Annotated in this window: 20 protein-coding genes; 16 read left to right on the top strand and 4 right to left on the bottom strand. The window is 72.0% G+C overall.

Annotated features, from left to right (window positions below; translation table 11 throughout):
- Nucleotides 1–559: 559 nt before the first annotated feature.
- The 10 genes from D0T12_RS11995 (at nt 560) to D0T12_RS11950 (ending at nt 14,575) form a co-directional block, all read left to right on the top strand.
- Entirely contained in the window at nt 560–1,603 is a 1,044-nt protein-coding gene (locus tag D0T12_RS11995) for a sensor histidine kinase (protein WP_117399569.1), read from the top strand.
- A gap of 207 nt (nt 1,604–1,810) precedes the next feature.
- Nucleotides 1,811–3,049 (top strand): 1-deoxy-D-xylulose-5-phosphate reductoisomerase, encoded by a 1,239-nt coding sequence (gene dxr / locus D0T12_RS11990; protein WP_233525987.1) that lies wholly within the window; start codon nt 1,811–1,813, stop codon nt 3,047–3,049.
- Nucleotides 3,050–3,107: 58 nt separating this feature from the next.
- Nucleotides 3,108–4,310, top strand: coding sequence for a M50 family metallopeptidase (locus tag D0T12_RS11985; RefSeq protein WP_117399568.1), 1,203 nt, complete (start codon nt 3,108–3,110; stop codon nt 4,308–4,310).
- A 115-nt stretch (nt 4,311–4,425) separates the two neighbouring features.
- On the top strand, nt 4,426–5,619 hold the full coding sequence (gene ispG, locus D0T12_RS11980; RefSeq protein ID WP_407642066.1) for a flavodoxin-dependent (E)-4-hydroxy-3-methylbut-2-enyl-diphosphate synthase: 1,194 nt from the start codon (nt 4,426–4,428) through the stop codon (nt 5,617–5,619).
- Nucleotides 5,620–5,859: 240 nt separating this feature from the next.
- Nucleotides 5,860–7,521: an alpha/beta hydrolase gene (locus D0T12_RS11975; RefSeq protein WP_158581475.1), complete on the top strand. Its 1,662-nt coding sequence runs from the start codon at nt 5,860–5,862 to the stop codon at nt 7,519–7,521.
- 258 nt (nt 7,522–7,779) lie between these two features.
- Nucleotides 7,780–9,381 (top strand): alpha/beta hydrolase, encoded by a 1,602-nt coding sequence (locus D0T12_RS11970; protein WP_233525986.1) that lies wholly within the window; start codon nt 7,780–7,782, stop codon nt 9,379–9,381.
- 173 nt (nt 9,382–9,554) lie between these two features.
- Entirely contained in the window at nt 9,555–11,147 is a 1,593-nt protein-coding gene (locus D0T12_RS11965; protein ID WP_117399565.1) for an alpha/beta hydrolase, read from the top strand.
- 191 nt (nt 11,148–11,338) lie between these two features.
- Entirely contained in the window at nt 11,339–12,181 is an 843-nt protein-coding gene (locus D0T12_RS11960) for a GNAT family N-acetyltransferase (protein WP_117399564.1), read from the top strand.
- A 91-nt stretch (nt 12,182–12,272) separates the two neighbouring features.
- A complete protein-coding gene (locus D0T12_RS11955; RefSeq protein WP_117399563.1) occupies nt 12,273–13,418 on the top strand; it encodes a helix-turn-helix domain-containing protein in 1,146 nt (381 codons plus the stop codon).
- 284 nt (nt 13,419–13,702) lie between these two features.
- On the top strand, nt 13,703–14,575 hold the full coding sequence (locus tag D0T12_RS11950) for a hypothetical protein (protein ID WP_121435317.1): 873 nt from the start codon (nt 13,703–13,705) through the stop codon (nt 14,573–14,575).
- A gap of 45 nt (nt 14,576–14,620) precedes the next feature.
- Here the strand turns inward: D0T12_RS11950 and D0T12_RS11945 are convergent, their stop codons facing one another.
- Both D0T12_RS11945 and D0T12_RS11940 read right to left on the bottom strand, forming a co-directional pair.
- Entirely contained in the window at nt 14,621–15,022 is a 402-nt protein-coding gene (locus D0T12_RS11945; protein WP_117399561.1) for a DUF3037 domain-containing protein, read from the bottom strand.
- Nucleotides 15,019–15,846 carry a HipA family kinase gene (locus D0T12_RS11940; protein WP_117399560.1) on the bottom strand — a complete coding sequence of 276 codons (828 nt, stop codon included), beginning with the start codon at nt 15,844–15,846 and terminating at the stop codon, nt 15,019–15,021. The genes D0T12_RS11945 and D0T12_RS11940 overlap by 4 nt, the downstream gene beginning before the upstream one ends.
- Before the next feature lie 43 nt (nt 15,847–15,889).
- Here D0T12_RS11940 and D0T12_RS11935 point away from each other — a divergent pair, with 43 nt between their 5' ends.
- Together D0T12_RS11935 and D0T12_RS11930 are read left to right on the top strand one after the other, a co-directional pair.
- Nucleotides 15,890–16,588 (top strand): cyclase family protein, encoded by a 699-nt coding sequence (locus D0T12_RS11935; RefSeq protein ID WP_117399559.1) that lies wholly within the window; start codon nt 15,890–15,892, stop codon nt 16,586–16,588.
- Between the two features lie 138 nt (nt 16,589–16,726).
- Nucleotides 16,727–17,491: a protein phosphatase 2C domain-containing protein gene (locus tag D0T12_RS11930; RefSeq protein WP_117399558.1), complete on the top strand. Its 765-nt coding sequence runs from the start codon at nt 16,727–16,729 to the stop codon at nt 17,489–17,491.
- A gap of 3 nt (nt 17,492–17,494) precedes the next feature.
- Here the strand turns inward: D0T12_RS11930 and D0T12_RS11925 are convergent, their stop codons facing one another.
- A complete protein-coding gene (locus D0T12_RS11925) occupies nt 17,495–18,139 on the bottom strand; it encodes a DUF4870 domain-containing protein (RefSeq protein ID WP_117399557.1) in 645 nt (214 codons plus the stop codon).
- A gap of 155 nt (nt 18,140–18,294) precedes the next feature.
- On the opposite strand from D0T12_RS11925, the gene D0T12_RS11920 reads away from it, so the two are divergent.
- Nucleotides 18,295–19,284, top strand: a complete 990-nt coding sequence (locus D0T12_RS11920) for a hypothetical protein (RefSeq protein ID WP_147339483.1) — start codon at nt 18,295–18,297, stop codon at nt 19,282–19,284.
- Nucleotides 19,285–19,392: 108 nt separating this feature from the next.
- A complete protein-coding gene (locus tag D0T12_RS11915; RefSeq protein WP_158581474.1) occupies nt 19,393–20,067 on the top strand; it encodes a PaaI family thioesterase in 675 nt (224 codons plus the stop codon).
- On the opposite strand, the gene D0T12_RS11910 is transcribed toward D0T12_RS11915, so the two are convergent.
- Nucleotides 20,055–20,549 carry a hypothetical protein gene (locus tag D0T12_RS11910; RefSeq protein WP_147339482.1) on the bottom strand — a complete coding sequence of 165 codons (495 nt, stop codon included), beginning with the start codon at nt 20,547–20,549 and terminating at the stop codon, nt 20,055–20,057. The genes D0T12_RS11915 and D0T12_RS11910 overlap by 13 nt on opposite strands.
- 39 nt (nt 20,550–20,588) lie before the next feature.
- On the opposite strand from D0T12_RS11910, the gene D0T12_RS11905 reads away from it, so the two are divergent.
- The gene (locus tag D0T12_RS11905; protein ID WP_117399553.1) at nt 20,589–21,275 is read left to right on the top strand and encodes a response regulator transcription factor; all 687 of its coding nucleotides are present in this window, start codon (nt 20,589–20,591) and stop codon (nt 21,273–21,275) included.
- The gene (locus D0T12_RS11900; RefSeq protein WP_117399552.1) at nt 21,272–22,615 is read left to right on the top strand and encodes a sensor histidine kinase; all 1,344 of its coding nucleotides are present in this window, start codon (nt 21,272–21,274) and stop codon (nt 22,613–22,615) included. The genes D0T12_RS11905 and D0T12_RS11900 overlap by 4 nt, the downstream gene beginning before the upstream one ends.
- Nucleotides 22,616–22,638: the final 23 nt, after the last annotated feature.

The following is a 22,638-nucleotide window of genomic DNA, read 5'->3' as shown; positions in this document are numbered from 1 at the left end:
TCCACGACGGCGGCGTCCGTCCATGACGAGGGCACCGGCGTCATCGCCGACGGCCGCTCCCCGACGGGCCGTCCGGCGTTCGTGAGCGACCCCCGAGAGCCCCGCCGTGCGCGGGGTACCGGCGGAGTGGGTGCGCAGTCGTCGCACGCGAACACCCCGGTCGAGTCCGGCAGGCGGCCGACGCGAACGCGCGGCCGGGGCCACCTCTTGCGGCAGACGACGCACGCGTCCCCGAGGCGCTGAGCCGGGCTCAGCGCACCCGGGTCCACAGTCGGCTCGTCCGTCTGGCCCATGTCCCCATCCCCCTGGCGGGAGTCGACGTCACGTGACTCCTTTATAGGCGGGGAAGGGTGTTGTCACCCTTGGCGCATGTGAAAAGCGTGGCAAAGCCTCACGTGTCGCCGGGCCGTCCGGGGACGGCCGCGCTAGGCCCCCTGGTGGGAGGGGTCGCGGGACCGGCCGGACGGTCGCCGGAGAGTGCGTGCGCGAACCGGGGAAATAGGGCCGCCCTCCGAATCCCTTTGCCATTCATTGGACGGATATTGCGTACAAAGGAGGCATGTCGGTCCGGAACGCCGCGGCGCGTCTCCGGCCGCGCCGGCCCCGCCCCGCGCGGGCGCACGCGATGCCGGCCGCGCTCGGCGCGGCCGGCTCCCTGCTGGTGGTCGCGGTGGCCGTGGCGGCCGTCGCGCTGTCCCTGCTCGCCGACGCCCGGCCCGCCGAGACCCTCGCCACCGTCATGGCACTGCTCGGCGTCACCGGCGTCGGGTTGATGGCCTGGGCGGTCCGCCGGGCCCTGCGGTGGGCGCTGCGGCCCGTGAAACAGCTCCAAGCCGATTTGGCCGAAATCGGCGACGCCGAACTGAGCCACCGGGTCCCGGTACCCTCCACCGGCGACGACGTAGAGCGGCTCGCCGACCGCGTCAACACCCTCCTCGGCAGGCTGGAGGGCGCGGCCATGCACCGGCGCGCGTTCATCGCCGACGCCTCCCACGAGCTGCGCACCCCCATCACCGCGCTGCGGGCGCGCATCGAGCTGGCCCTGGACGCCCGGGACGACGGCGACCCCATGGAGACGCTCCGCAGCTCAATGAAGGACGTCGACCGCCTCCACCTCATCGTGGAAGACCTGCTCATCCTCGCCCGCCTCGACTCCGGCGACCTCGCCGACCGCGAGCGGCTGGACCTCGGCGCGCTGGTGGAGACCGTGGCGGGAAGCCGCGCCCCGCCCGTCCCGACCACCGTCAAGGCCGAGTCCGGGGTGCTGGTCGAGGCGAACCCGCCGCGGCTCGGCCGCGTCCTGCTCAACCTGCTCGCCAACGCCGAGCGGCACGCCGCCGGCGTGATCGAGGTCGCGGTGCGGGCCGAGCCGGGGGAGGCGGTCGTCGAGGTCCGCGACGACGGCCCCGGCATCCCCCCGGCCGACCGCGAACGGATCTTCGAGCGGTTCGCCCGGGTCGACACCGCCCGCAGCCGCGCCGACGGCGGCAGCGGCCTCGGCCTCGCCATCGCGCGGCAGATCGCGGTCGCGCACGGCGGCCGCCTCTACGTCGGCGACGGCGCGTACGGCGCCCGCCTCGTCCTCCGCCTCCCGCTGTGTTGATCGCAGGAACGGCCCACTTCGCTCGCCTGGCGGCTCGCTGCGTGACCGTTCCTGGGCGAACGCGGCATCGCTTCGCGATCCGCCCGGCTTCGCTCGCCTTCGGCGTCGCTGCGCCGGGCGGGTCACGCGTTCGCGTGGGGGGTGGGGGCACGGCGAAACAGGCCCTAGACACGGGTGCAGGGCGGGCCCGTGGGCGACAATGGAGCGGTGTCGTCTCCCTCAAGTTCGATCTCAAGCGCGCCCACCCGCGAGGTGGTGGTGCTCGGCTCCACCGGCTCTATCGGAACCCAGGCGCTGGACGTCATCCGCCGCAACCCCGGCAGGTTCCGGGTCGCCGGCCTCGCCGCGGGCGGCGGACGGGTCGGGCTGCTGGCCGAGCAGGCGCTGGAGTTCCGGCCCGACGTCGTCGCCGTCGCCAAGGCGTCCGCGGCGCAGGAACTCCAGCTCGCCTTCTACGCCGAGGCCAAGCGGCGCGGCTACGCCTCCGGCGACTTCCCCCTCCCCAAGATCGTCGCCGGTCCGGACGCCGTGGCGGAGACCGCGGCTTGGCCGTGCGACGTGGTGCTGAACGGGGTGACCGGCGCGCTCGGCCTCGCCTCCACGCTGGCCGCGCTGGACGCCGGGCGGACGCTCGCGCTCGCCAACAAGGAGTCGCTCATCGTCGGCGGCCCCCTCGTGAAGGAGCGGGCGCGTCCGGGGCAGATCGTCCCGGTCGACTCCGAGCACTCGGCGCTCGCCCAATGCCTGCGCGGCGGGCGCGCCGACGAGGTGCGCAGGCTCGTGCTGACCGCGAGCGGCGGCCCGTTCCGCGGCCGGAGCCGCGCCGAACTGGCCGATGTCACGCCCGAGCAGGCGATGAACCATCCGACGTGGGACATGGGCCCCGTCATCACGATCAACTCCGCGACCCTGGTCAACAAGGGCCTGGAGGTCATCGAGGCGCACCTGCTGTTCGACGTCCCGATGGACCGGATCGGCGTCATGGTGCATCCGCAGTCGGTGATCCACTCGATGGTCGAGTTCACCGACGGTTCCACGCTGGCGCAGGCGAGCCCGCCCGACATGCGGCTGCCGATCGCGCTCGGCATCGACTGGCCGGACCGCGTCCCGGACGCCGCGCCCGCCGTCGACTGGACCCGGGCGCACACCTGGGAACTGTTCCCCCTCGACGACGAGGCGTTCCCCGCGGTGGCGCTGGCCCGCCGCGCCGGTGAGCTGGGCGGGACGTTCCCGGCCGTTTACAACGCCGCGAACGAGGAATGTGTGGACGCGTTCCGCGCGGGGCGGCTGCCGTTCCTCGGGATCGTCGACACGATCGCGCGGGTGCTGGACGTGCACGGCCCGGACACCGCCGGGGCCCTGACGCTGGACGACGTCCTGGCGGCGGACGGATGGGCGCGGACGAAGGCGAGGGAGCTGACCGCCGAACTGACCGGGACCGACTGACGTCCCCGGGGGCCCGAGCGCCGGGCCGCCTCCCCGGGGCCTGCCCCGAGGGGATCCGATGGCCTTCATTCTCGGCGCGGCGGCGTTCGTCGTCGCGCTGCTGCTGTCGGTGATGCTCCACGAGGGCGGGCACCTGCTCACCGCCAAACGGTTCGGGATGAAGGCCACGCAGTACTTCGTGGGGTTCGGGCCGACCCTGTGGTCCGTGCGCCGGGGCGAGACCGAGTACGGCGTGAAGGCGATCCCGCTCGGCGGCTTCGTCAAGATCGTCGGATATACGCCGCTGGAGAGGATCGACGAGGCGGACCGCCCGCGCGCCTTCTACCGGCAGCCCGCGGGCCGCCGCGCCGTCGTGATCGTGGCGGGCGTCGTCGCCAACCTCGTGTTCGCGTTCCTGCTGCTGATGGTGATGGCGATGGCGGTCGGCGTGCCGCAGACCGGCAGGGTGACCAGCACGGTCGAGGAGGTCACGCCGTGCGTGCCCGCCGGGCTGCGGGCCGAGTGCGAGGAGGGCCGCCCGCGGTCCCCGGCGGCCGCGGCCGGACTGCGCGTGGGTGACCAGGTCGTGTCGTTCGGCGGCACACCCGTCTCCGACTGGGCGGGCCTCACCCGGGCCATCGACAGGGCGGAGCCCGGCCAGACCGTCCACGTCGTCGTGCGCAGGCCCGGCGCGCCGGAGCCGCTGACGCTGCCGATCCGGCTCGCGGACGTGGACGGACGGCCGTTCGTCGGCATGTCCGCGAAGGTCGTCGGCGGCGGCTACGAGCGCACCGGCCCGCTGAACGGCGCGGTGTTCGCCGGACGCGCCGTCGGCCGCACCCTCGCGAGCATCGGCGAGGTCGTCGTGGACCTGCCGTCGGCGATCCCGAGGCTGTTCTCGCCGGAGCGGGAGAGCACGCCCGGCGGGCAGGTCGGCAGCGTCGTGGGCGCGACGGACGTGTCCGGCCAGATCTTCGCCTCCGCGACCAGCTCCACCCGCGACAAGGTCGCGCTGTTCCTGTCACTGGTCGTCTCGCTGAACATCTTCCTCGGGGCGATGAACGTCCTGCCGCTGCTGCCGCTGGACGGGGGCCATCTCGCGGTGGTCGGCTACGAGCGCGCCCGCGCACGCGTCAACCGGATCCGGGGCCGGCCGGACCCGGGCACGGTCGACCTGACCCGGCTGCTGCCCCTGACCTATCTGGCGGTCCTGCTGCTGGTGGGCCTCGGGGTGTTGTTGATCCTCGCCGACGTGTTCAACCCGCTTCAGCTACCCGAGTGACACGAACTGTTCACATCACGCGACCGAATGGTCACACGATGACCGCAGGGTCGCCGTCATCGCAACCGTCCGCTGCGCTTAGGCTTTGTATGGGGCTGCGAGCAAGAGGAGAGGGATGAGCGTTTCACTGGGAATGCCGAACATCCGCGGCGAGGGCGCGGGACGGGACGCGCCGGGGCCGAGCACTCCCCGCCGCGCGTCCCGGCAGATCATGGTCGGGAACGTTCCGGTCGGCGGCGACGCCCCGATCTCGGTGCAGTCCATGACCACGACCCTCACCGCCGACGTGAACTCCACGCTCCAGCAGATCGCGGAGCTGACCGCGTCCGGATGCCAGATCGTCCGCGTCGCGGTGCCCTCGCAGGACGACGCCGACGCGCTGCCCGCGATCGCCCGCAAGTCGCCGATCCCCGTCATCGCCGACATCCACTTCCAGCCCAAGTACGTGTTCGCGGCGATCGACGCGGGCTGCGCGGCGGTCCGGGTCAACCCGGGCAACATCAAGAAGTTCGACGACCGGGTCGGCGAGATCGCCCGGGCGGCTAAGGACGCGGGCGTCCCCATCCGGATCGGCGTGAACGCCGGGTCGCTGGACAAGCGGCTGCTGGAGAAGCATGGGAAGGCCACCTCCGAGGCGCTGGTGGAGTCGGCGCTGTGGGAGTGCTCGCTGTTCGAGGAGCACGACTTCCGCGACATCAAGATCTCGGTCAAGCACAACGACCCGGTCGTCATGATCGACGCGTACCGGCGGCTGGCCGCCGCCTGCGACTACCCGCTGCATCTCGGCGTCACCGAGGCGGGCCCGGCGTTCCAGGGCACGATCAAGTCCGCGGTGGCGTTCGGGGCGCTGCTCGCCGAGGGCATCGGCGACACGATCCGGGTGTCGCTGTCGGCGCCTCCGGTGGAGGAGGTCAAGGTCGGCACCGCGATCCTGGAGTCGCTGGGGCTGCGGCAGCGCGGCCTGGAGATCGTGTCGTGCCCGTCGTGCGGGCGCGCGCAGGTGGACGTGTACACGCTGGCCGAGCAGGTCACGGCCGGGCTGAAGGACTTCCCCGTCCCGCTGCGCGTGGCGGTGATGGGCTGCGTGGTGAACGGTCCCGGCGAGGCGCGCGAGGCCGACCTCGGCGTCGCGTCCGGCAACGGCAAGGGCCAGATCTTCGTCAAGGGCGAGGTCGTCAAGACCGTCCCCGAGTCGCAGATCGTGGAGACCCTGATCGAGGAGGCCATGCGCATCGCCGACGAGATGGGCATCGAGATCGGTGAGGACGGCTCGGTGTCCGGCCCCGGCGCCGAGGTCGTCGTCTCCTGACGGTCTTCTGGCACCGACGCGAACACGCGAAGGGTCCCGGGTGTGAACCCGGGGCCCTTTCACATGCGTGACACACTCGATCCGGAACGGACGGACGTGATCACGAAGTTCCGTTGATCTTGTCACGATTGCGCATCACTCGTGAACGCGCCCTGTCCGGCCAACTTTCCGCGACGCCACAATTTCCCCGCTATTACCCATATGTCTGACTCGACCGGAGTCAGCACCTTAGGGGGAAATGTGAAACGGATCGTCGTCGTGGCCGCGCTGGCCGGCCTCGGTCTCAGCGGTCTGGGCGCCACAAGCGCCCAGGCCGAGAGCCCCTCCGCCGGAACGGTCGGAGGCTTCAACCCCGCCCCGCTCAAGTGGCACGACTGTCCCGCGGACTTCGTCAAGACCGTGCACGATCTCTACGACGTCATCTACCCGGTCTCCGAGATCGTGCAGTGCGCCGAGCTGTCGGTGCCGCTGGACCACGCCAAGCCCCGTGGCAAGAAGATCACGCTCCAGCTCACCAGGACGCCGCATCTCGGGAAGGGCCCGGCCAAGGGCGACATCGTCGTCAACCCGGGTGGTCCCGGTGGCGGCGGCGCGCTGTTCGGGCCGCGCGTGTTCGCGCAGAACTCCCCGGCGATGCGCAAGGAGTACAACGTCATCGGGTTCGACCCGCGCGGTGTCGGCATGAGCGTCCCGGCCCTCACCTGCGACCTGAAGTACAACAACGCGCCGCGTCCCGACTACGGCAGGGGCGACGACAAGTCCGTGCGCGTCTGGCGGGAGAAGGCCGAGGGCTACGCCGAGGCCTGCGCCAAGAACGACAAGATCGGGCTGCTGGACCACATCAAGACCATCGACTCGGTCCACGACCTGGAGTCGATCCGGCGGGCCCTGGGCAACGACAAGCTCGACTACTACGGCGCGTCCTATGGCACGTACCTCGGCTCGGCGTACGCCACGCTGTACCCGGAGAACGTCGACAAGATGGCCCTGGACGGCGCCGTCGGCCCGTCGGACGTCTGGTACGAGGCCAACCTCAACCAGGACATCCAGTTCGACAAGAACATCGACTACTACTTCGGCTGGATCGCCAAGTACGACTCCGTCTACCACTTGGGCACGAAGCAGCGCGAGGTCCGCGACTTCTACTACGACCTGCGCGACAAGCTCAAGCACAAGCCGGTCTACTACACCGACCCGGACAGCGGCCAGACGGTCGCCGTCGGACCGGACGAACTCGGCGACGTGATCCTCAACGCCGGGTACCGGCGCAGCCAGGCCCTCTGGCACGCCTACGCCGCCGGACTGGCCGCCTACAAGAAGGGCGACACCGCCACGTTCGCGCAGACCTTCGGCGCGCAGACCACCGGTGACTCCGACGACAACGGCTACGCCGTCTACCTGGCCGTGGAGTGCACCGACGTCCAGTGGCCGCAGAGCTGGCGCAAGTGGCACCGCGACAACTCGCGCATCGACCGCAAGCACCCCTTCTACGCCTGGGCCAACGCCTGGTTCAACGCGCCGTGCCTGACCTGGCCCGCCGAGGCGGGCGAACCGGTCGACATCGGCCGTAACCGCGACCTGCCGCGCAACATCCTCATCTTCCAGTCGACCGAGGACGCCGCCACCCCGTACGAGGGCGCGCTGGAGATGCAGCGCAGGCTCAAGGGCTCGCGCCTCGTCGTCCAGGACGGTGACCGCACGCACTGCATCGTCCACCGCGGCTCCGCCGAGGTGGACGCCTACTTCGACGCCTACTTCCTGCGGGGAGAGCGTCCGGAGGAGCGGACGGTCCACGTCCCGCAGCTCGGTGACCCGACCCCGCCGGAGGGCGCGTCCGCCAGGTCGCTGACCGGCCCCGGGTCGTTGGAGGCCGCGCGGCTGAAGGCGGACGTCATCCGCTGACCCGAGGGCCCGGCCGGTGCCCGGCCGGCGGCCCGCTCGTGAAGGCCCCGGGGCGAACGATTTCCCGGGGCCTTCGTGAACATCACGAAGTTTCGGTGATCTTGTCACGATTCCGCATCCACTTTGACCGGGATCTGCCGTAATAACCGGCATTAACGGCAGAATCGCCGCGCAATCCGCATCCGCTATGCATCGGTGCCGCTCCCCGCCGGTCCCTTCGCGTCCGGGCATCCGGAGCCGCCGATCTGAGGGGGACAGGTGAAAAGGATCCTTCTCGTCACGACCGCGGCGGTCGTGGCGGTCGGCGGCACCGGCGCCGCCGTCTCCGTGAGCGCGAGCACCGGCGCGACCGGTGCCACCGCCGTCGCGGCCTCGGGCATCGACTGGGGCGAATGCGAGGTCAGCGGCCCGAACGACCCCATGAACACCGCGCAGTGCGCGATGGTCGAGGTGCCGCTCGACCACGCCAGGCCGGGCGGCCGGAAGATCTCCATCGCGGTGTCGCGGTTCAAGCACACCGACGAGAAGAACTACCAGGGCGTCCTGTTCGTGAACCCGGGCGGACCCGGCGGCTCCGGCCTGCCGTACGCGCCCGCGCTCGCCCGCTGGATCGGCGGCACCGGGCACGCCGACGTCGCCGCCAAGTACGACATCATCGGCTTCGACCCCCGTGGCGTCGGCTCCAGCCGGCCCGCGCTGAGCTGCGACCCGCACCACTCCGACCCGATCCGGCCGGACTACGTCCCGTCCTCCTGGAAGGAGGAGAAGGCCTGGATCGCCAAGTCGAAGAAGTACGCGAAGGACTGCGCGGACAAGTTCGGCTGGCTGCTGCCGCACCTGCGCACCACCGACGCCGCGCGTGACGTCGACGCGATCCGCGCCGCCCTCGGCCAGGACAAGATCAGCTGGTACGGCTTCTCCTACGGCACGTACCTCGGCGCCACCTACGCCACGCTCTTCCCCAAGCGCGTGCACCGGATGGTGATGGACGGCAACGTCAACCCGAAGACCGTCTGGTACGACGCCCAGCTCGAACAGGACAAGGCGTTCCAGCGCAACATCGAGGCCTGGTGGGCCTGGACCGCCGAGTGGAACTCGGTCTTCCGCCTCGGCCAGACCGAGAAGGCCGTCAAGGACGCGTACTACAAGGTCCGGGAGGCGGCGAAGAAGGCGCCGATCGGCGGCAGGATCGGCCCGTCCGAGCTGGACGACATCGTCCTGTCCGCCGGGTACAACACCGGCTACTACATCCCGTTCGCGCAGGCCCTGTCGTCGTGGGTCAACGACAAGGACCCCGCGCGCCTGCTCGCCTGGCTCAACCCGGGCGGCGACGACAACGGCTTCGCCGTGTACAACGCCGTCCAGGCCGCCGACGCCGAGTGGCCGCGCGACTGGCGCACCTGGCACCGCGACGCCGAGAGGCTCCACCGGAAGGGCTACCAGTTCAACACCTGGAGCAACGTCTGGTTCAACGCGCCGATCGCGTTCTGGCCCTTCGAGGGCGGCCCCGAGTTCAGGCTGAAGGACAGCAGGCACCTGCCGGGGATGCTCCTCGTCCAGTCCACGCAGGACGCGGCGACGCCGGTCGAGGGCGGGCTGGAGATGCACGAGGTCTTCCGGTCCTCGCGCCTGGTGTTCGAGCTCGGCGGCAAGACGCACTCCAACACCCTCAACGGCAACGCGTGCCTGGACGACCAGGTCGCCGCGTACCTCGACACCGGTGCGCTGCCGGAGAGCCGCCGCGGCCCCGACGCCTACTGCAAGGCCGTGCCCGAGCTGAACGACCCGAACCCGACGGGCATGCGTGCTAAGGCCGCCGGAGCACCCACGGGCAAGGACCTTCCGGTCGGACGCCCATAACCTTCTGAACCGCGACACACCGCACGACAGGACATCCGTGGCGTGCCCGTCCCGTAGCGGCGGGCACGCCACACGTCGTTCACCAGGAAATCGGGATACGTCCGAATCAGGCAGGGAATCGCGCGATCTCTGTGTTCACGCAGGTCGCCGCGTCCCTCCGATAGAAATCCGGGGTGCTGAACGACGCTGGAAAGAAGGTCGCGGCTGGGACGGCCGCCGCCGCGGTCACGCTCGGAATCGTCGGAGCCGCGGCGACGGGCGCGCCCGCGGCCACGGCCCGCCCCGAACCCGCCCCGCGGCCCGCGGGCCTCGACTGGAAGCCGTGTCCCGCCGACGACCCGGTCGAGGGGACGCGCCTCAAGGGGCTGCAATGCGCGTCCCTCCAGGTCCCGCTCGACTACGCCCGTCCCGGCGGGCGCCGCGTCACCCTCGCACTGACCCGCGCGCCGCACACCGCGCCCCGGTCCCAGGGCGTGGTGCTGCTGAACCGCGGCGGGCCCGGCGCGCACGGACGCGACCTGGCCGGCTACTTCCGCAGGAAGATGCCCGCTAACGTCGCCGCGGCCTACGACTGGATCGGGTTCGACCCGCGCGGCGTCGGCGCCAGCAGGCCCTCGCTGATCTGCGACACGAGCTACCAGAACCCCGGACGCGCCCGTCCCGACACCATCCCCGCCAACGCGCGTGAGGAACGGGCCTGGACGGCCCGAGCCAAGGCGTACGCCGACGACTGCGCCAGGAAGTACCGGACGGTCCTGCCGCACATGGGAACCGCCGACTGGGCCCGTGACATGGAGGAGATCCGCAAGGCCCTCGGCCAGACCCGGCTCAACTACTTCGGCTACTCCTACGGCGGCTACCTGGGCGCGGTGTACGCGACGATGTTCCCCGGACGGGTCCGCCGCATGGTTTTCGACAGCGTCCCCCGCCCGAGCGGCGTCTGGTACGAGAACAACCTCGACCAGAACGTCGCGTTCGAGCAGCGCATCCGCGCCTACTTCGCCTGGATCGCCCGCCACCACAAGGTCTACGGGCTCGGGACGTCCCGGCGGCAGGTCGCCGCCGCGTACGCCAGGGCGCGGACCGCGCTCAAGGCCGCGCCCATCGGCGGGAGGGTCGGGCCGGCCGAGCTGGACGACCTCTTCCTCGCCGACGGCTACTCCGACTACCGGTGGGACGCCCACGCCCGGGCCCTGTCCGCGTTCGTCGTCCGGCGCGACCCGGGTCCGCTGCGCAGGGCGTGGCAGCCGCCGACCCGGCTCGACCAGAACAACTACGCCGTCTACAGCGCCGTCGAGTGCCGCGACGCGCCTTGGCCGCGCGACTGGAGCCGCTGGCACGCGGACAGCGAGCGCCTCTACCGCCAGGGCTACCGTTTCGAGACCTGGGGCAACACCTGGTACAACGCGCCGTGCGCGTTCTGGGCCGTGAAGGGCGGCCCGGTGCCGCGGGTGCGGGGCGTGTCGTCGCTGCCGCCGATCCTGCTCGTGCAGGCGTCCCGGGACGCCGCGACACCGTACCGGGGCGCCGTGGAGACGCACCGCAGGTTCCCCACGTCCCGGCTGCTGGTGCAGGTGAACGGGCACAACCACGGTGTGGCGCTGTCCGGTGACCGGTGCGTCGACCGAGCCGTCGCCGCCTACTTCGGCGAAGGCACGGTGCCCGCGAACCGGCCCGGAGTGGACGCCGAGTGCGCCGCGGGACCGGCGCCCGAGCCCGCCACGGCCAAGCAGGCGGCTCACGCGAAGCACGCCGCCCACCACTGAACGGTGCCTTCGCCCGGTCCCGGGAGGCGTTCTCCGAGCCTGTGGGGGTGCCTGGGCCCCGGACGGCATAGGCTGGTCCACGTGGTGCTTTCAGTGCTGAGGGCCGACCGGGGGCCAACCCCGTCGAGTTCCCCGTGGGGGGACGACCTCCCACGCCCCGCGGAACGGCGCGGAGGCGGGTAGCGGTGCGCATGCTGGGCTCGATCCCGGTGCGCGTGCTGGACGACCGGCACCGGGCGGAGGCCCTCGCGATCCTGGACGCCGACCCGGTGTCCAACGTGTTCGTCAGCTCCCGCGTGCACGCGGCGGGGCTCGACCCGCGCCGCCTCGGTGCCCAGATGTGGGGTTACCTGCGCGACGGTCGGCTCGTCTCGCTGTGCTACTCCGGCGCCAACCTCATCCCGGTGGCGGCTGGGCCGGGGGCCGTCCGCGCGTTCGCCGAACGGGCCCAGGCACAGGGACGGCGCTGCTCGTCGATCGTCGGGCCCGTCGGCGCGGTCTCGGAGCTGTGGGAGGTCCTCGCGCCGTACTGGGGGCCTCCGCGGGCCGTCCGCGCCGCCCAGCCGGTCATGGCCACCTCCGCCGTCCCGGACGTGCCGCCCGACCCGGGCGTCCGGCGTGTCCGGATGGAGGAGTTCGACGTCGTCTACCCCGCCTGCGTGGCCATGTTCACCGAGGAGGTCGGCGTCTCCCCGGACGCCGGAGACGGCGGGGTGCTGTACCGCGCCCGCGTCGCCGAACTGATCCGCGACGGCCGGGCGTTCGCCCGCATCGAGGACGGCCGGGTCGTGTTCAAGGCGGAGGTCGGCGCCGTCACGCCGGGGGCCTGCCAGGTGCAGGGCGTCTGGGTGCCGCCCGATCTGCGCGGGCAGGGACGGGCCGTGGCCGGAATGTCCGCCGTGGTGCGGGAGGCGCTGCGCGGCATCGCGCCGACCGTGTCACTCTACGTGAACGACTACAACACGCGTGCGCGGGCGGTGTACCGGCGAGTCGGATTCCTCGAAACCGGTTCCTTTATGTCCATATTGTTCTGAGATCGTCCGGCTCGGCCAACGAGCCTTGTCATTGCCTGCCTGGTCTGACGCGACCTAGGAATCCGGCTCCCAGGACAGGTACCATCCGGCCGTGGAATTCGCCGGGGCGTTACGGCAGGCCATCCAGGCCAGCGGGCTGACCTTGGAACGGATCCGGCACCGGCTCGGGCGCCGCGGCCTCACCGTCAGCGTGGCCACGCTGAGCTACTGGCAGCGGGGTCGGAGCCGCCCGCGCTCCCGCACGGTCGTCGTCGCGCTGGAGGAGATCCTCCAGGTTCCGCCGGGCACGCTGACCGACCTGCTCGACGATCCCGCGCCCACCGCGACACCCGTCCGCGGCGGTCTGACCGCCGGCGCGCCGGGGCCGGGGGAGCGCGGTCGTCCCGTGCGGGACCTGTGGCCCGACCCGGAGCGGTACACGAACCTCGTCGGGCAGCTCGACCGGTCCGGCGACCACCGGCTCGAACGGCTCAGCATCCACGACGTGTTCCGGCTCGACGAGGCCCGCCGCTCGTGGACGCTGTCGGTGCGCAGCGTCCTGCGCGCCGCGGGCGACGACATCGACCGGGTCGTGTGCGTCCACCAGACGGGCGGGATCCAGCGGCCCGGCAACACCGGCGGCCCGGCGAACCCGGGCGGCTCCGGCGACCTCCTGGTCCCCGGCGACCACGAGCCGGACGGCGCCGCCGAGGCGGGCGCCACCGCCGGTGTGGGCAACGCGTCCGGCGCGACCGTCACCGGTGCAGCCGCGGCGACCAGTTCGGCGACCAGTTCGGCGACCGGTGTGGCGACCGGCCTCGCCTCCGTGACCGGCGCCGTGGCCGGGGTCGACCATGCCTCCGCGTCCGGCGGCGGGACGGCCGGTCTCGCGGACGTGCGGTACTGCCGCCCCGGCCGCATCCGCGCCGAAGGCGGGCTGATGGCGTTCGAGCTGGTCTTCGACCGGGTCCTGTCCGCGGGCGACACCGCCGTCGTCGAGTACGAGATCGGTCCCATCGACGAACTCGCCCACGACAGCTACGACCGGCGCTTCTCCCATCCCGTCCACGACTACGTCGCGATCATCCAGTTCGACGGCGAGCGGCTGCCCGCGCGCTGCTACGGCTTCACCGCCGAGAGCTCCCAGTCGCCGCGGCAGCGGCTCGGCGAGCTGTGGATCGGGACGTCCGGCAGCGCGAACCTCGCGGTCGGCGCCGTCCGGCGCGGCATCGTCGGCATCGAATGGGAGTGGCACTGATCTGTTGGCATCGAAATCACATTGAACTCGTCCGCGAAACGCAAGACCGGCGGGTCGACCGCGGCTACACTCCATGAACCCGGAGTAGCCGCCGGGTGGAGCCGGAGTGACGAGACGGAAGGGAGAGACGTCAAAAGTTGCCTGTTGGCATAGTGCCACACGGGGCTTACAGTGAGCATTGAAAGTGGAATTGCAGTTGTCAAGGCCGTTGTGCGGGGGCCGGCCGGAGCTGATCCGGAGGCCGAAAAGTGCAGAGTGTCGCAGAAGACGATCTTCTACAGGTCTTGCAGTACGGACCATTCAATGTCGCCTTGCACGCGGCGATCCAGGCGCGGGGCCTCAGCCTCGACTCCCTGCGGCGCCGCCTCGACGAGCAGGGCATCGCCGTCAGCCTGTCCACGCTGAGTTACTGGCAGCGCGGTCGGACTCGGCCCGAACGCGCCGACTCGATGCGCGCCGTTCGCGGTCTCGAGGTCATCCTCGAACTGCCGCGCCATTCGCTGCTGACCCTTCTCAAGCCGACCGCCGAGCGCGCCACGGGACCGTGGTTGCCGGTGGAGGAGCTGTGTCCCGAGCCCGGTGTCCGCGACCTGCTGGACGAGATCGGCGATCGCGGCGAGCGCCAGCTCACCGGGCTCAGCATGCACGACCAGTACATCATCGGGCGCCGGCGGGAGCTGAGCGAGGTCCGGGTCCGGGCCGTGTTCCAGGCTCAGCAGCGCGGCGTCGACCGCTGGATCGCGGTCTACCACCATCCGCAGGGCGTTCTGCCGTCCTCCCGCACCGTCCGCGGCTGCCGCTTCGGGCGCGTCCGGATGGACGAGGCGAGCGGTCTCATCGCCGCCGAGCTCCTGTTCGACCGGGCCCTCGGCCGCGGCGAGACGTACCTGCTGGAATACGGCTTCGGATTCGACGAGGCCAGCCCACCCGCCAACGAGGAGGGACGCGGATTCCGCGCCCCCCAACACGAATACCTCATCGAGGTCAGATTCCATCCGTCCGCGCTGCCCGCCCGCTGCTATCGGACGTGGCGCCCGGACGGCCACACCGCCCTGAAGGACTCCGCGGACCTGCGGCTCTCCAGTTACCACAGCGTTCATTTCATCGAGTTCGGCATGGCCGCCGGATATCACGGCATCCGCTGGGAATGGGATTGACCTCTCTTCGTTTTCCAGTCAGCCGGATGCGTTTTCAGGTCGGCATCATTTGACGAGCAGATCGAGGAGACGGTCCAGCTCGGCCTCCGGGTCGTCGGTCAGACCGGCGTGCACGGGGCCGGGCTGGACGATCGTGCTGCGCGGCGCCGTCAACCAGCGGAACCGCGTTCCCGGCGCCTCGTGCGCGGCCTGGCCCGCGCGTTCCCCACCGCGGCAGACGGCCTCCACGCCCTTGAGCGCGTTACGGACGCCCTCGACGTTCAGCAGCGGGTCCAGGGCCATGAGGCGCTGTTCGTCCAGGTGCGTGCGGCAGCCCAGGTAGTCGCGCGCCCGGCAGTACACCACCACCCCCACGTTCATGGTCTCGCCGCGTTCGACGCGCGGGACGACCCGCAGCGCCGCGTACTCGAAGACCGTGGGCTCCGCGGCCGTCCTGATGTTGCTCATGAGGCGCCACCGAGCCAGCCGGGACGGTTCCCGCCGCGCCGTGCCGTCGTGTCCGGCGCGCGGCCGCCGACGTTCGGGTCGGGCAGCCAGTCGCGCGGCTTCCCGGCGCGGGGCAGCAGGATGTCGACGTAGGCGTCCCGCAGGGCCTGGGGGCCGGCGAACCCCGGTTCGCCTTCCAGCCAGAGGTCGGGCACCAGGGCGGTCACCTCGCGCAACAACCCTTCCGTGATCTTGGGTGCGAGTTCGGCCTCGGCCTCCTCCAGCCGGGTCGCGTAGGGGGTGAGGACATGGTCGGCCACGTCGTACGGCCCGGAGAACAGCCGGGTCGCGTTCGACCAGGCGTGGTGGAAGATGAGGCTCGCGCCATGGTCGATCAGCCACACGTCGCCGTGCCACACCAGCATGTTCGGGTTTCGCCAGCTGCGATCCACATTGCCGGTGAACGCGTCGAACCACAGCACGCGGGACGCGAAACCGGGGTCGGGCCGCCAGCCGAGCGGATCGAATCCGAGGGATCCGGGCAGGAAGTCGATGCCGAGGTTCCACCCCGGGCTCGCCTTCAACAGATCCTGCACGTCGGGGTCGGGCTCGTGGCGTCCGATGGCCGGGTCCAGGTCGATGAGCACCTGGTCGGGCACCCGGAAACCGAGCCTGCGGGCCAGCTCACCGCTGATCACCTCGGCGATCAGCGCCTTGCGGCCCTGCCCCGCGCCGTGAAATTTCATGACATAGGTACCGAGGTCGTCGGCCTCGACGACGCCCGGCAACGACCCGCCCTCGCGCAGCGGCGTCACGTAGCGGATGGCTGTCACGTGTGGCAACACAACGCAACGCTATCGGGTACGACGCCCCGGGATAATCGAATTCATGGGCATCGAGACCACCGAAGCGGAGCTGCTCGACCTGTCGGTCCCGATCGTCACGGGCATGCCCGTCTACCCGGGCGACCCGCGGGTGGAGGCCGTCCCCGCGCTGACGGTGGCGGATTCCGGCGTGAACGTCCTGCGCCTGCACATGGGCTCCCAGTCCGGCACACACGTGGACGCCCCGTTCCACATCGACGACTCGCTGCCGCGCCTGGACGAGCTGCCCCTGACCCGTTTCGCCGGACCGGCCGTGGTGATGGACGCCCGCGGGCTGCCGCCACGCTCGTCCATCGGCCCGGAGCTGCTGCCGCGCGGGCTCGCGCCGGGCGTCGTCCTGCTCATCGCGACGGGCTGGTCGCGGCACTGGGGCACCGACGCCTACCTCGCCCACCCGTATCCCGCGCCCGAGACGGCCGAGGCGATCGTCGCGGCCGGTGTCCGGACGGTCGCCGTCGACGCGCTGAGCGTCGACCGCACCCCGCCACCCGGTTCCGAGGAGTTCTCCCTGGACGCGCATCGCGTGTTCTGCGAGGCGGGCGCGGTGATCGGGGAGAACCTCACCGGCCTCGACCGGGTCCTCGACGCGCAGAACGCGGGCCGCGCGATCGACGTGTCTCTCTTCCCGATCGCCCTCGCGGGCGCGGACGGCGCGCCCGTCCGCGCCGTGGCCCGGGTCGACGACCGGGCCGTCCTGGTCTGACGGCGACGCGGCCCGAGCGAAACCGCCGTGTCGGTCGGCGTAGGTCGGCACCCGCGGGTCGCAGGTCGGGTTCGGTTCAGGAGTGCCGCGGCCGGTCCACCCTCATACTGGTGGTCGGGCGACGGAGGGACGGGTGCGGTGCGGGTCTCGTGGGCGACGGAACAGGGCAGCGCCGAGCGCGGGAACGAAGACTTCGTCGCCGCGGCCGCCGGGGCCGTGGTGGTGCTCGACGGGTGCGGGCTGCCGCTCGGCACCGACCTCGGCTGCGCGCACGGTACGGCCTGGTACGCGCGGTCGCTCGGCACCCGGCTGCTGGCGCGGATGCTGGACGGGACCTACCCGCCCGGTGTTCCCCCCGCCGGCCCGCCGGTCGGTCCGCCCGGGGGCGTCCACACGCCGGGGGAGCGGCCGCTGGTGGCGCGGCTCGCGGGCGCGATCGCCGACGTCGCCGCGGCGCATCGCGCGACCTGCGACCTGCGGGTGCCGACCACGCCCGCCGCGACCGTCCTGGCCCTACGGCTGCGGGGCGGGCTGGTCGACTATCTCGTGCTGGCGGACTCGACCGTGCTGCTCGACGGCCGGTCCGGGGTTCAGGAGATCACGGGAGGCCACCACTACGCCGCGGCCGACCCGGCGGTGGCGGACGCCGCGGTCACGGGCACGGTGCCGGTGGACGAGCTGCGGCACGTCCTGCTGCTGACGGACGGCGCGACGCGGCTCGTGGACCTGTTCGGCGCCACCGACTGGGCCGGGCTGACCGCGCTCGCCGTGGACTCCGGGCCCGCCGCGCTGATCGAGCGGACCCGGGACGTCGAGCGCACCGACCCCCGGGCCGTCCGGTGGCCGCGCGGGAAGGCGCATGACGACGCGACCGTGGCGGTCTGCGCCTTCCCGCCCTCCTGACCTCTACTTGATCATCCGAAGGCAGAAGAAGGTCGGGAACCGGATGTACTGCCCCTTCCCCGCCTTCACCGCCCCCAGGATGATGAACACCCACTGGCCGATCAGCAGCTCCAGGTACGGGAGGGCGAACAGCGCCAGGAAGGCGGGCGTGTCCAGCGCGATGGCCGGAGGCACGCAGATGGCCGCCACCACGAGGGCGTGGATCAGCAGGGTGAGCTGGAAGTTCAGCGCCTGCGCCGCGTGGTAGCGGGTGAACGGCTCGGTGTGCCGCTTCACGAAGTAGATGATCAGCGGTGCCAGAAAGCCGATCAGGATGATCCCGACATAGGAGAAGATCGCCCAGGTCGTCTCCTGCGGTGGGGACTGCGGCATGCCGTACGGGACGCCCGGCGGCCCGTATCCCCAGCGAGGGTCGTAGGGCCCGCTTCCGGGCGGCGCGTGGCCGGGAGGCACGTCCCCGGGAGGGGGCGTGCCCGGGATGTCGCCGTAGGGATTCGAGTACGGCGGCGGCCGGTCGTACGCCGGGTCGCCGGGAGGCAGAAAGCCCGGCGCTGACTCGGCGGGCGGCGTGTCGACCGGTGGCGTGTCGACCGGTGGCGGCGGGCCGGCTGAGGGCGGCTCGTCGGGTGGCGGGGGCTGGTCCGTCACGGCTCGTTCCTTCGGTACAGACGGGGGTCCTTGGGAGGTACGGCAGGAATCTATCGGAACCCGGATCAGGCGCCTTCCCAACCGCGAAGGATTCCGCGTCCACCGGAACGCGGTACCGATCTTGGCGTCGTCCGCCGTGCGCTACGGTCACGATCATGAAGGGCGACGACGCTTCAGGGGGCATGGACGGCGAGGAACGGCGGAACCCCTATCCGCTGCCGGGGCAGGACTGGGACGCGCCCAAGAACGACCCGCACCCTTACCCGCTGCCAGGGCAGGATCGGGACGCGTCCGACGGCGATCCGCCGCCCCCACCCGTGGACCTCCCGACCCGGGAAGGCGCCCCCACCGCCGCTCCGCGCGGCGGCCGTTCCCCGCTGGTCGTTCGGCGACGGCCCCGCCGGGCGTTCCTCGCCCTGGTCGCCGTCGCTCTGCTGCTCCTCCTCGCCTGGAACGGCTACCGGGCCGAGGACCTCGGCCGGAACGACCACGGCGACGAGGTCGGCACGTCGGCGGTGCCCCCGCCGGAGGCGCCGGATCCGGAACCGACCAGCACGGTTCGGCCGAAGGTGAAGGGCTGGGACGCCGTCTCCAGCGCCAAGTACGGGCTGACCTACGACGTCCCGAAGGCGTGGCGCATCCTTCAGTCGGGCGTCCTGCACGGCTACGAGGGCATCGACGGCGGGAAACCGGCCGCGATGAGCGCCGGGACCGTGTACCTCGACGACGTGTGCAAGGACGGCGACGACGAGTTCAGCCGCGGTCTCACCGGGTTCAACCAGTACATCGACGACGATGTCATGAAGGTCGCGAAGCACGCGGCGAACAAGTGGGCGACGCACGCCTACACCGAGAAGGGCCAACCGGCCCCGGCGATCACCGTGAGCGCTCCGCGGACCGTGCGGGTCGGGCGCGCCAGGGCGGTGCACGTCCGTGCCGACATCGTCGTGAAGGCCAAGGGGAAGTGCGTGACCCCGACCGGTGTCGTGCACGTGGTGGCCGCGCCGGGGGTGGCGTCCGGCCTGACGACGACCTTCGTGGTGGTGGCCGCCCAGGGCTTTCCGGAGGCGCTGCCCGACAAGGTGATCAGGAAGGTGATCGGCAGCCTCCGGCCCAACCCGACCTCGCACATCACCGGCTCCTGAGAGCGCCGGAAATCGACCCCGGTGTCCGGGACGTTGCGGCTCCCGGCTTAGAGTCACGTTCGGCTGATCGGGGAGACGCGGGGACGTCCCGCAAGGAGGCTGGCGAGCGTGACGGTGGAACGGGATCTGCTGGAGGAGGACGAGGCGGCGGCGTTGGCGGGGCTCGCCGCCCGTGTCCGTGAGCTGGCGGACGCGGCCGTCCTCACCGGCGTCGGCACCGCCGAGGCCGCCGCCGTGGCGGACGAGGTCCGGGCGTTGACGGCGCGGCTCGCGACGCGGCGTCGGAACGATCCACCCTTTGCCGCGTACACCGTGTCCGGCGAGGGCCGCCCGATCGACCGGCAGCTCGGCAACCCGGTGACCGGGCACCTCAACCCGCTCGCGCCGCCCGTCGACCTGGAGACCACCCCGGACGGCCTGGTCCGCGGCGAGTTCACGCTCGGCGCCGTCCACGAGGGCCCGCCGTCGTACGCGCACGGCGGCGTCACCGCGGCGATTATCGACCAGGTGCTCGGCGTGGCCGCGGCCGCGACCGGGACGTCCGGCATGACCGCGACCCTGGAGCTGCGGTATCCGCGTCCCACCCCGCTCGGCGTGCCGCTGCTCGCCGAGGCCAAGGCGTGCCGCGTGGAGGGACGCAAGGTGTACGCGTCGGGGACGATCGCGGCACCGGACGGACTGGTGACCGTCGAGGCCACCGCGATCTTCGTGACGCCGCAGCGGTTCGTCACCTCGCCGTACCGTCCCACCGCCGACGCGAAGGACCCCGGTCAGTACTCGTAGACCTTGACCGTCGGATCGCGCCCGTACCACGACGCGACGACCGACGACGTCCGGTCGCCTGTCAGGAAGTCGACGCGGAGCCATCCCTCGGCCTGGGTCACACGCGTCTCGTAACCGGGGTTGGGCGTCGCCGACACCAGCCGCACCCGGTCCTTCTCGACCGACATGGCGGCGCGGCCGCCACGGGTGGCGTAACTGCGCACGTTGTCGGGCGGTTTCGGGGTCGGGTCGTCCCGGTCCGACGGTTCCGGTGACGACCGCCGCTTCTCGTCCGCGCCGTCCGACGAACTCGGCCGGGACGTCGGCGAGCCGATCGACGACGGCCCCGGCGGCTCGGACGGGCTGGAGTGAATGATGGGACCGGCGATCGGCGGCGGCGCCGACCTCTCCGAGACCGCGCCGCGCACGACGCCGCGCACCCCCAGCCACGAGAGCGTGACCGCGAGCGCCGTCACTGCCGCCCACGGGGCAACATACGACATCGCGCGACGCATGGGCACATGGTGGCATACGGTTCCGCCATGGCGAGTGTTCTGGTGGTGGAGGACGACGCGAACGTCCGCACCGCTCTGATCAGGGAGCTGAGCGCGCGGTCGCATGTCGTGCGCAGTGTCGGCACCGCTATGGACGCGCTCCGCGAGGTCACCCAGGCGCCGCCCGACGTCGTCGTCCTCGACCTCGGGCTGCCCGACCTCGACGGCGCGGAGGTGCTGAAGATGCTGCGCGGCGTGTCCGACGTGCCCGTCATCATCGCGACCGCCCGCGACGACGAACCCGAGATCGTCCGGTTACTGAACGCCGGGGCCGACGACTACCTCATCAAACCGTTCTCCATCGAGCATCTCAGCGCCCGGCTCGCCGCCGTGCTGCGCAGGTCGGCGCGGTCCGGCCCGACCGCCGAGCTCAGCGTCGGCGGCCTGCACATCGACCTCGACAGGCGGCAGGCGACCCTGGACGGCGAACCGCTCGAACTGACCCGCCGCGAGTTCGACCTGCTGGCCTACCTCGCCGCCCGCCCGGGACGGGTCGTCGCCCGCCGGGAGCTGCTCGCCGAGGTGTGGCGGCAAGCCTACGGCGACGACCAGACCATCGACGTGCACCTGTCGTGGCTGCGCCGCAAGCTCGGCGAGACCGCCGCCGCGCCCCGCTACCTGCACACCGTACGGGGCGTGGGCGTCCGGCTGGCCGAACCCGACCCGCGACCATGAGGCGGACCCTGGTCCTGGTGTCGCTGGCGGTCACCTCGATGGTGGCGCTGGCGTTCCTCATCCCGCTCGCACTGACCGTCCGGGAGATCGCCAGGGACCGTGCCCTCACCACCGCCGAACGCCAGGCCAGCGCGCTCGGGCCCGTCCTCGTCGTGACCGAGGACCCCGCCGCCCTCGAACGCGCCGTCGCCAGCACCCAGGCGGGCGCGGCCGGGCGGATGACCGTGCACATGCCGGACGGCGGGGTCGTCCCGCGGAACCCCCGGAGCGACACCGGCGCCAGTTCCGGGCAGCTCGCCGAGGCGGGACGGCGCGGACGCTCCCACACCGCCCGCGTCGGCGGCGGCTACGCGCTGCTCCAGCCGGTGTCGCTGGACGCGGGCCGCACCGCCGTCGTCGAGGTGTACCTCCCCGACGAGGACCTGTCCCGCGGCGTGTGGAAGGCGTGGCTCGTCATGACGACCGTCGCCGCCGCCCTCGTCGCCGGGTCCGTCGCCGTAGCCGACCGACTCGGCAACCGCATGATCCGCTCCACCCGCCGTCTCGCCGAGGCCGCCGCCGCGTTCGGGGACGGGGAGATGTCGGTCCGCATCGAACCGGACGGGCCGCCCGAGCTGGTCGAGGCGGGGCTGGCGTTCAACGCGATGGCCGACCATGTCGTCCAACTCCTGTCGGCGGAACGGGAGATGGCCGCGGACCTGTCGCACCGGCTGCGCACCCCGCTCGCCGCGCTCCGCCTCAACGTCGAGGCGCTCGGCGACGGCCCGGTCGTCGAGCAGACCCGCGAGGCCGTCGACCGCCTCGAACGCGAGGTCGACCAGATCATCCGGACGGTGCGGCGGCCCACCGGGCGCGGCAGCTGCGACGCGTCCAAGGTGCTGCGGGACCGGGTCGCGTTCTGGTCCGTCCTCGCCGAGGACGAGGGCCGTTCCTGCGAACTGATCGGCGCGGAACGCCCGGCGCCGCTGCCGCTGCCCGGCACCGAACTCGCCGCGGCCGTGGACGCCCTGCTGGGCAACATCTTCCGGCACACGTCCGAGGGCACCGGCTTCGTCGTCACCCTCCATCAGGGGCAGGGCGTCACCGGCATCCTCGTCGCCGACGGCGGCCCGGGCATCGCCGACCCGGACGCCGCGCTGAAACGGGGCAGCAGCAGCGGCGGGTCCACCGGCCTCGGCCTGGACATCGCCCGCCGCGCCGCCGAGTCCACCGGCGGCTACCTGCGCATCCACCGCAGCGTCCTCGGCGGCGCCCAGGTCCAGATGTGGTTCCGCACCAAGTGGCTGCCGCCCGCCCGCCGCTCCCGCCGCCTCGTCCGCCGCCGCCACTCCCGCACGTAGCCCTAACCCCCGCTCAACTCCGC

Origin of the sequence: Actinomadura spongiicola, assembly GCF_003432485.1 — a bacterium.
Taxonomy (GTDB): Bacteria; Actinomycetota; Actinomycetes; order Streptosporangiales; family Streptosporangiaceae; genus Spirillospora; species Spirillospora spongiicola.
Note: the sequence above shows the minus strand (reverse complement) of the source record. Positions and strands in the feature narration are given on the sequence as shown.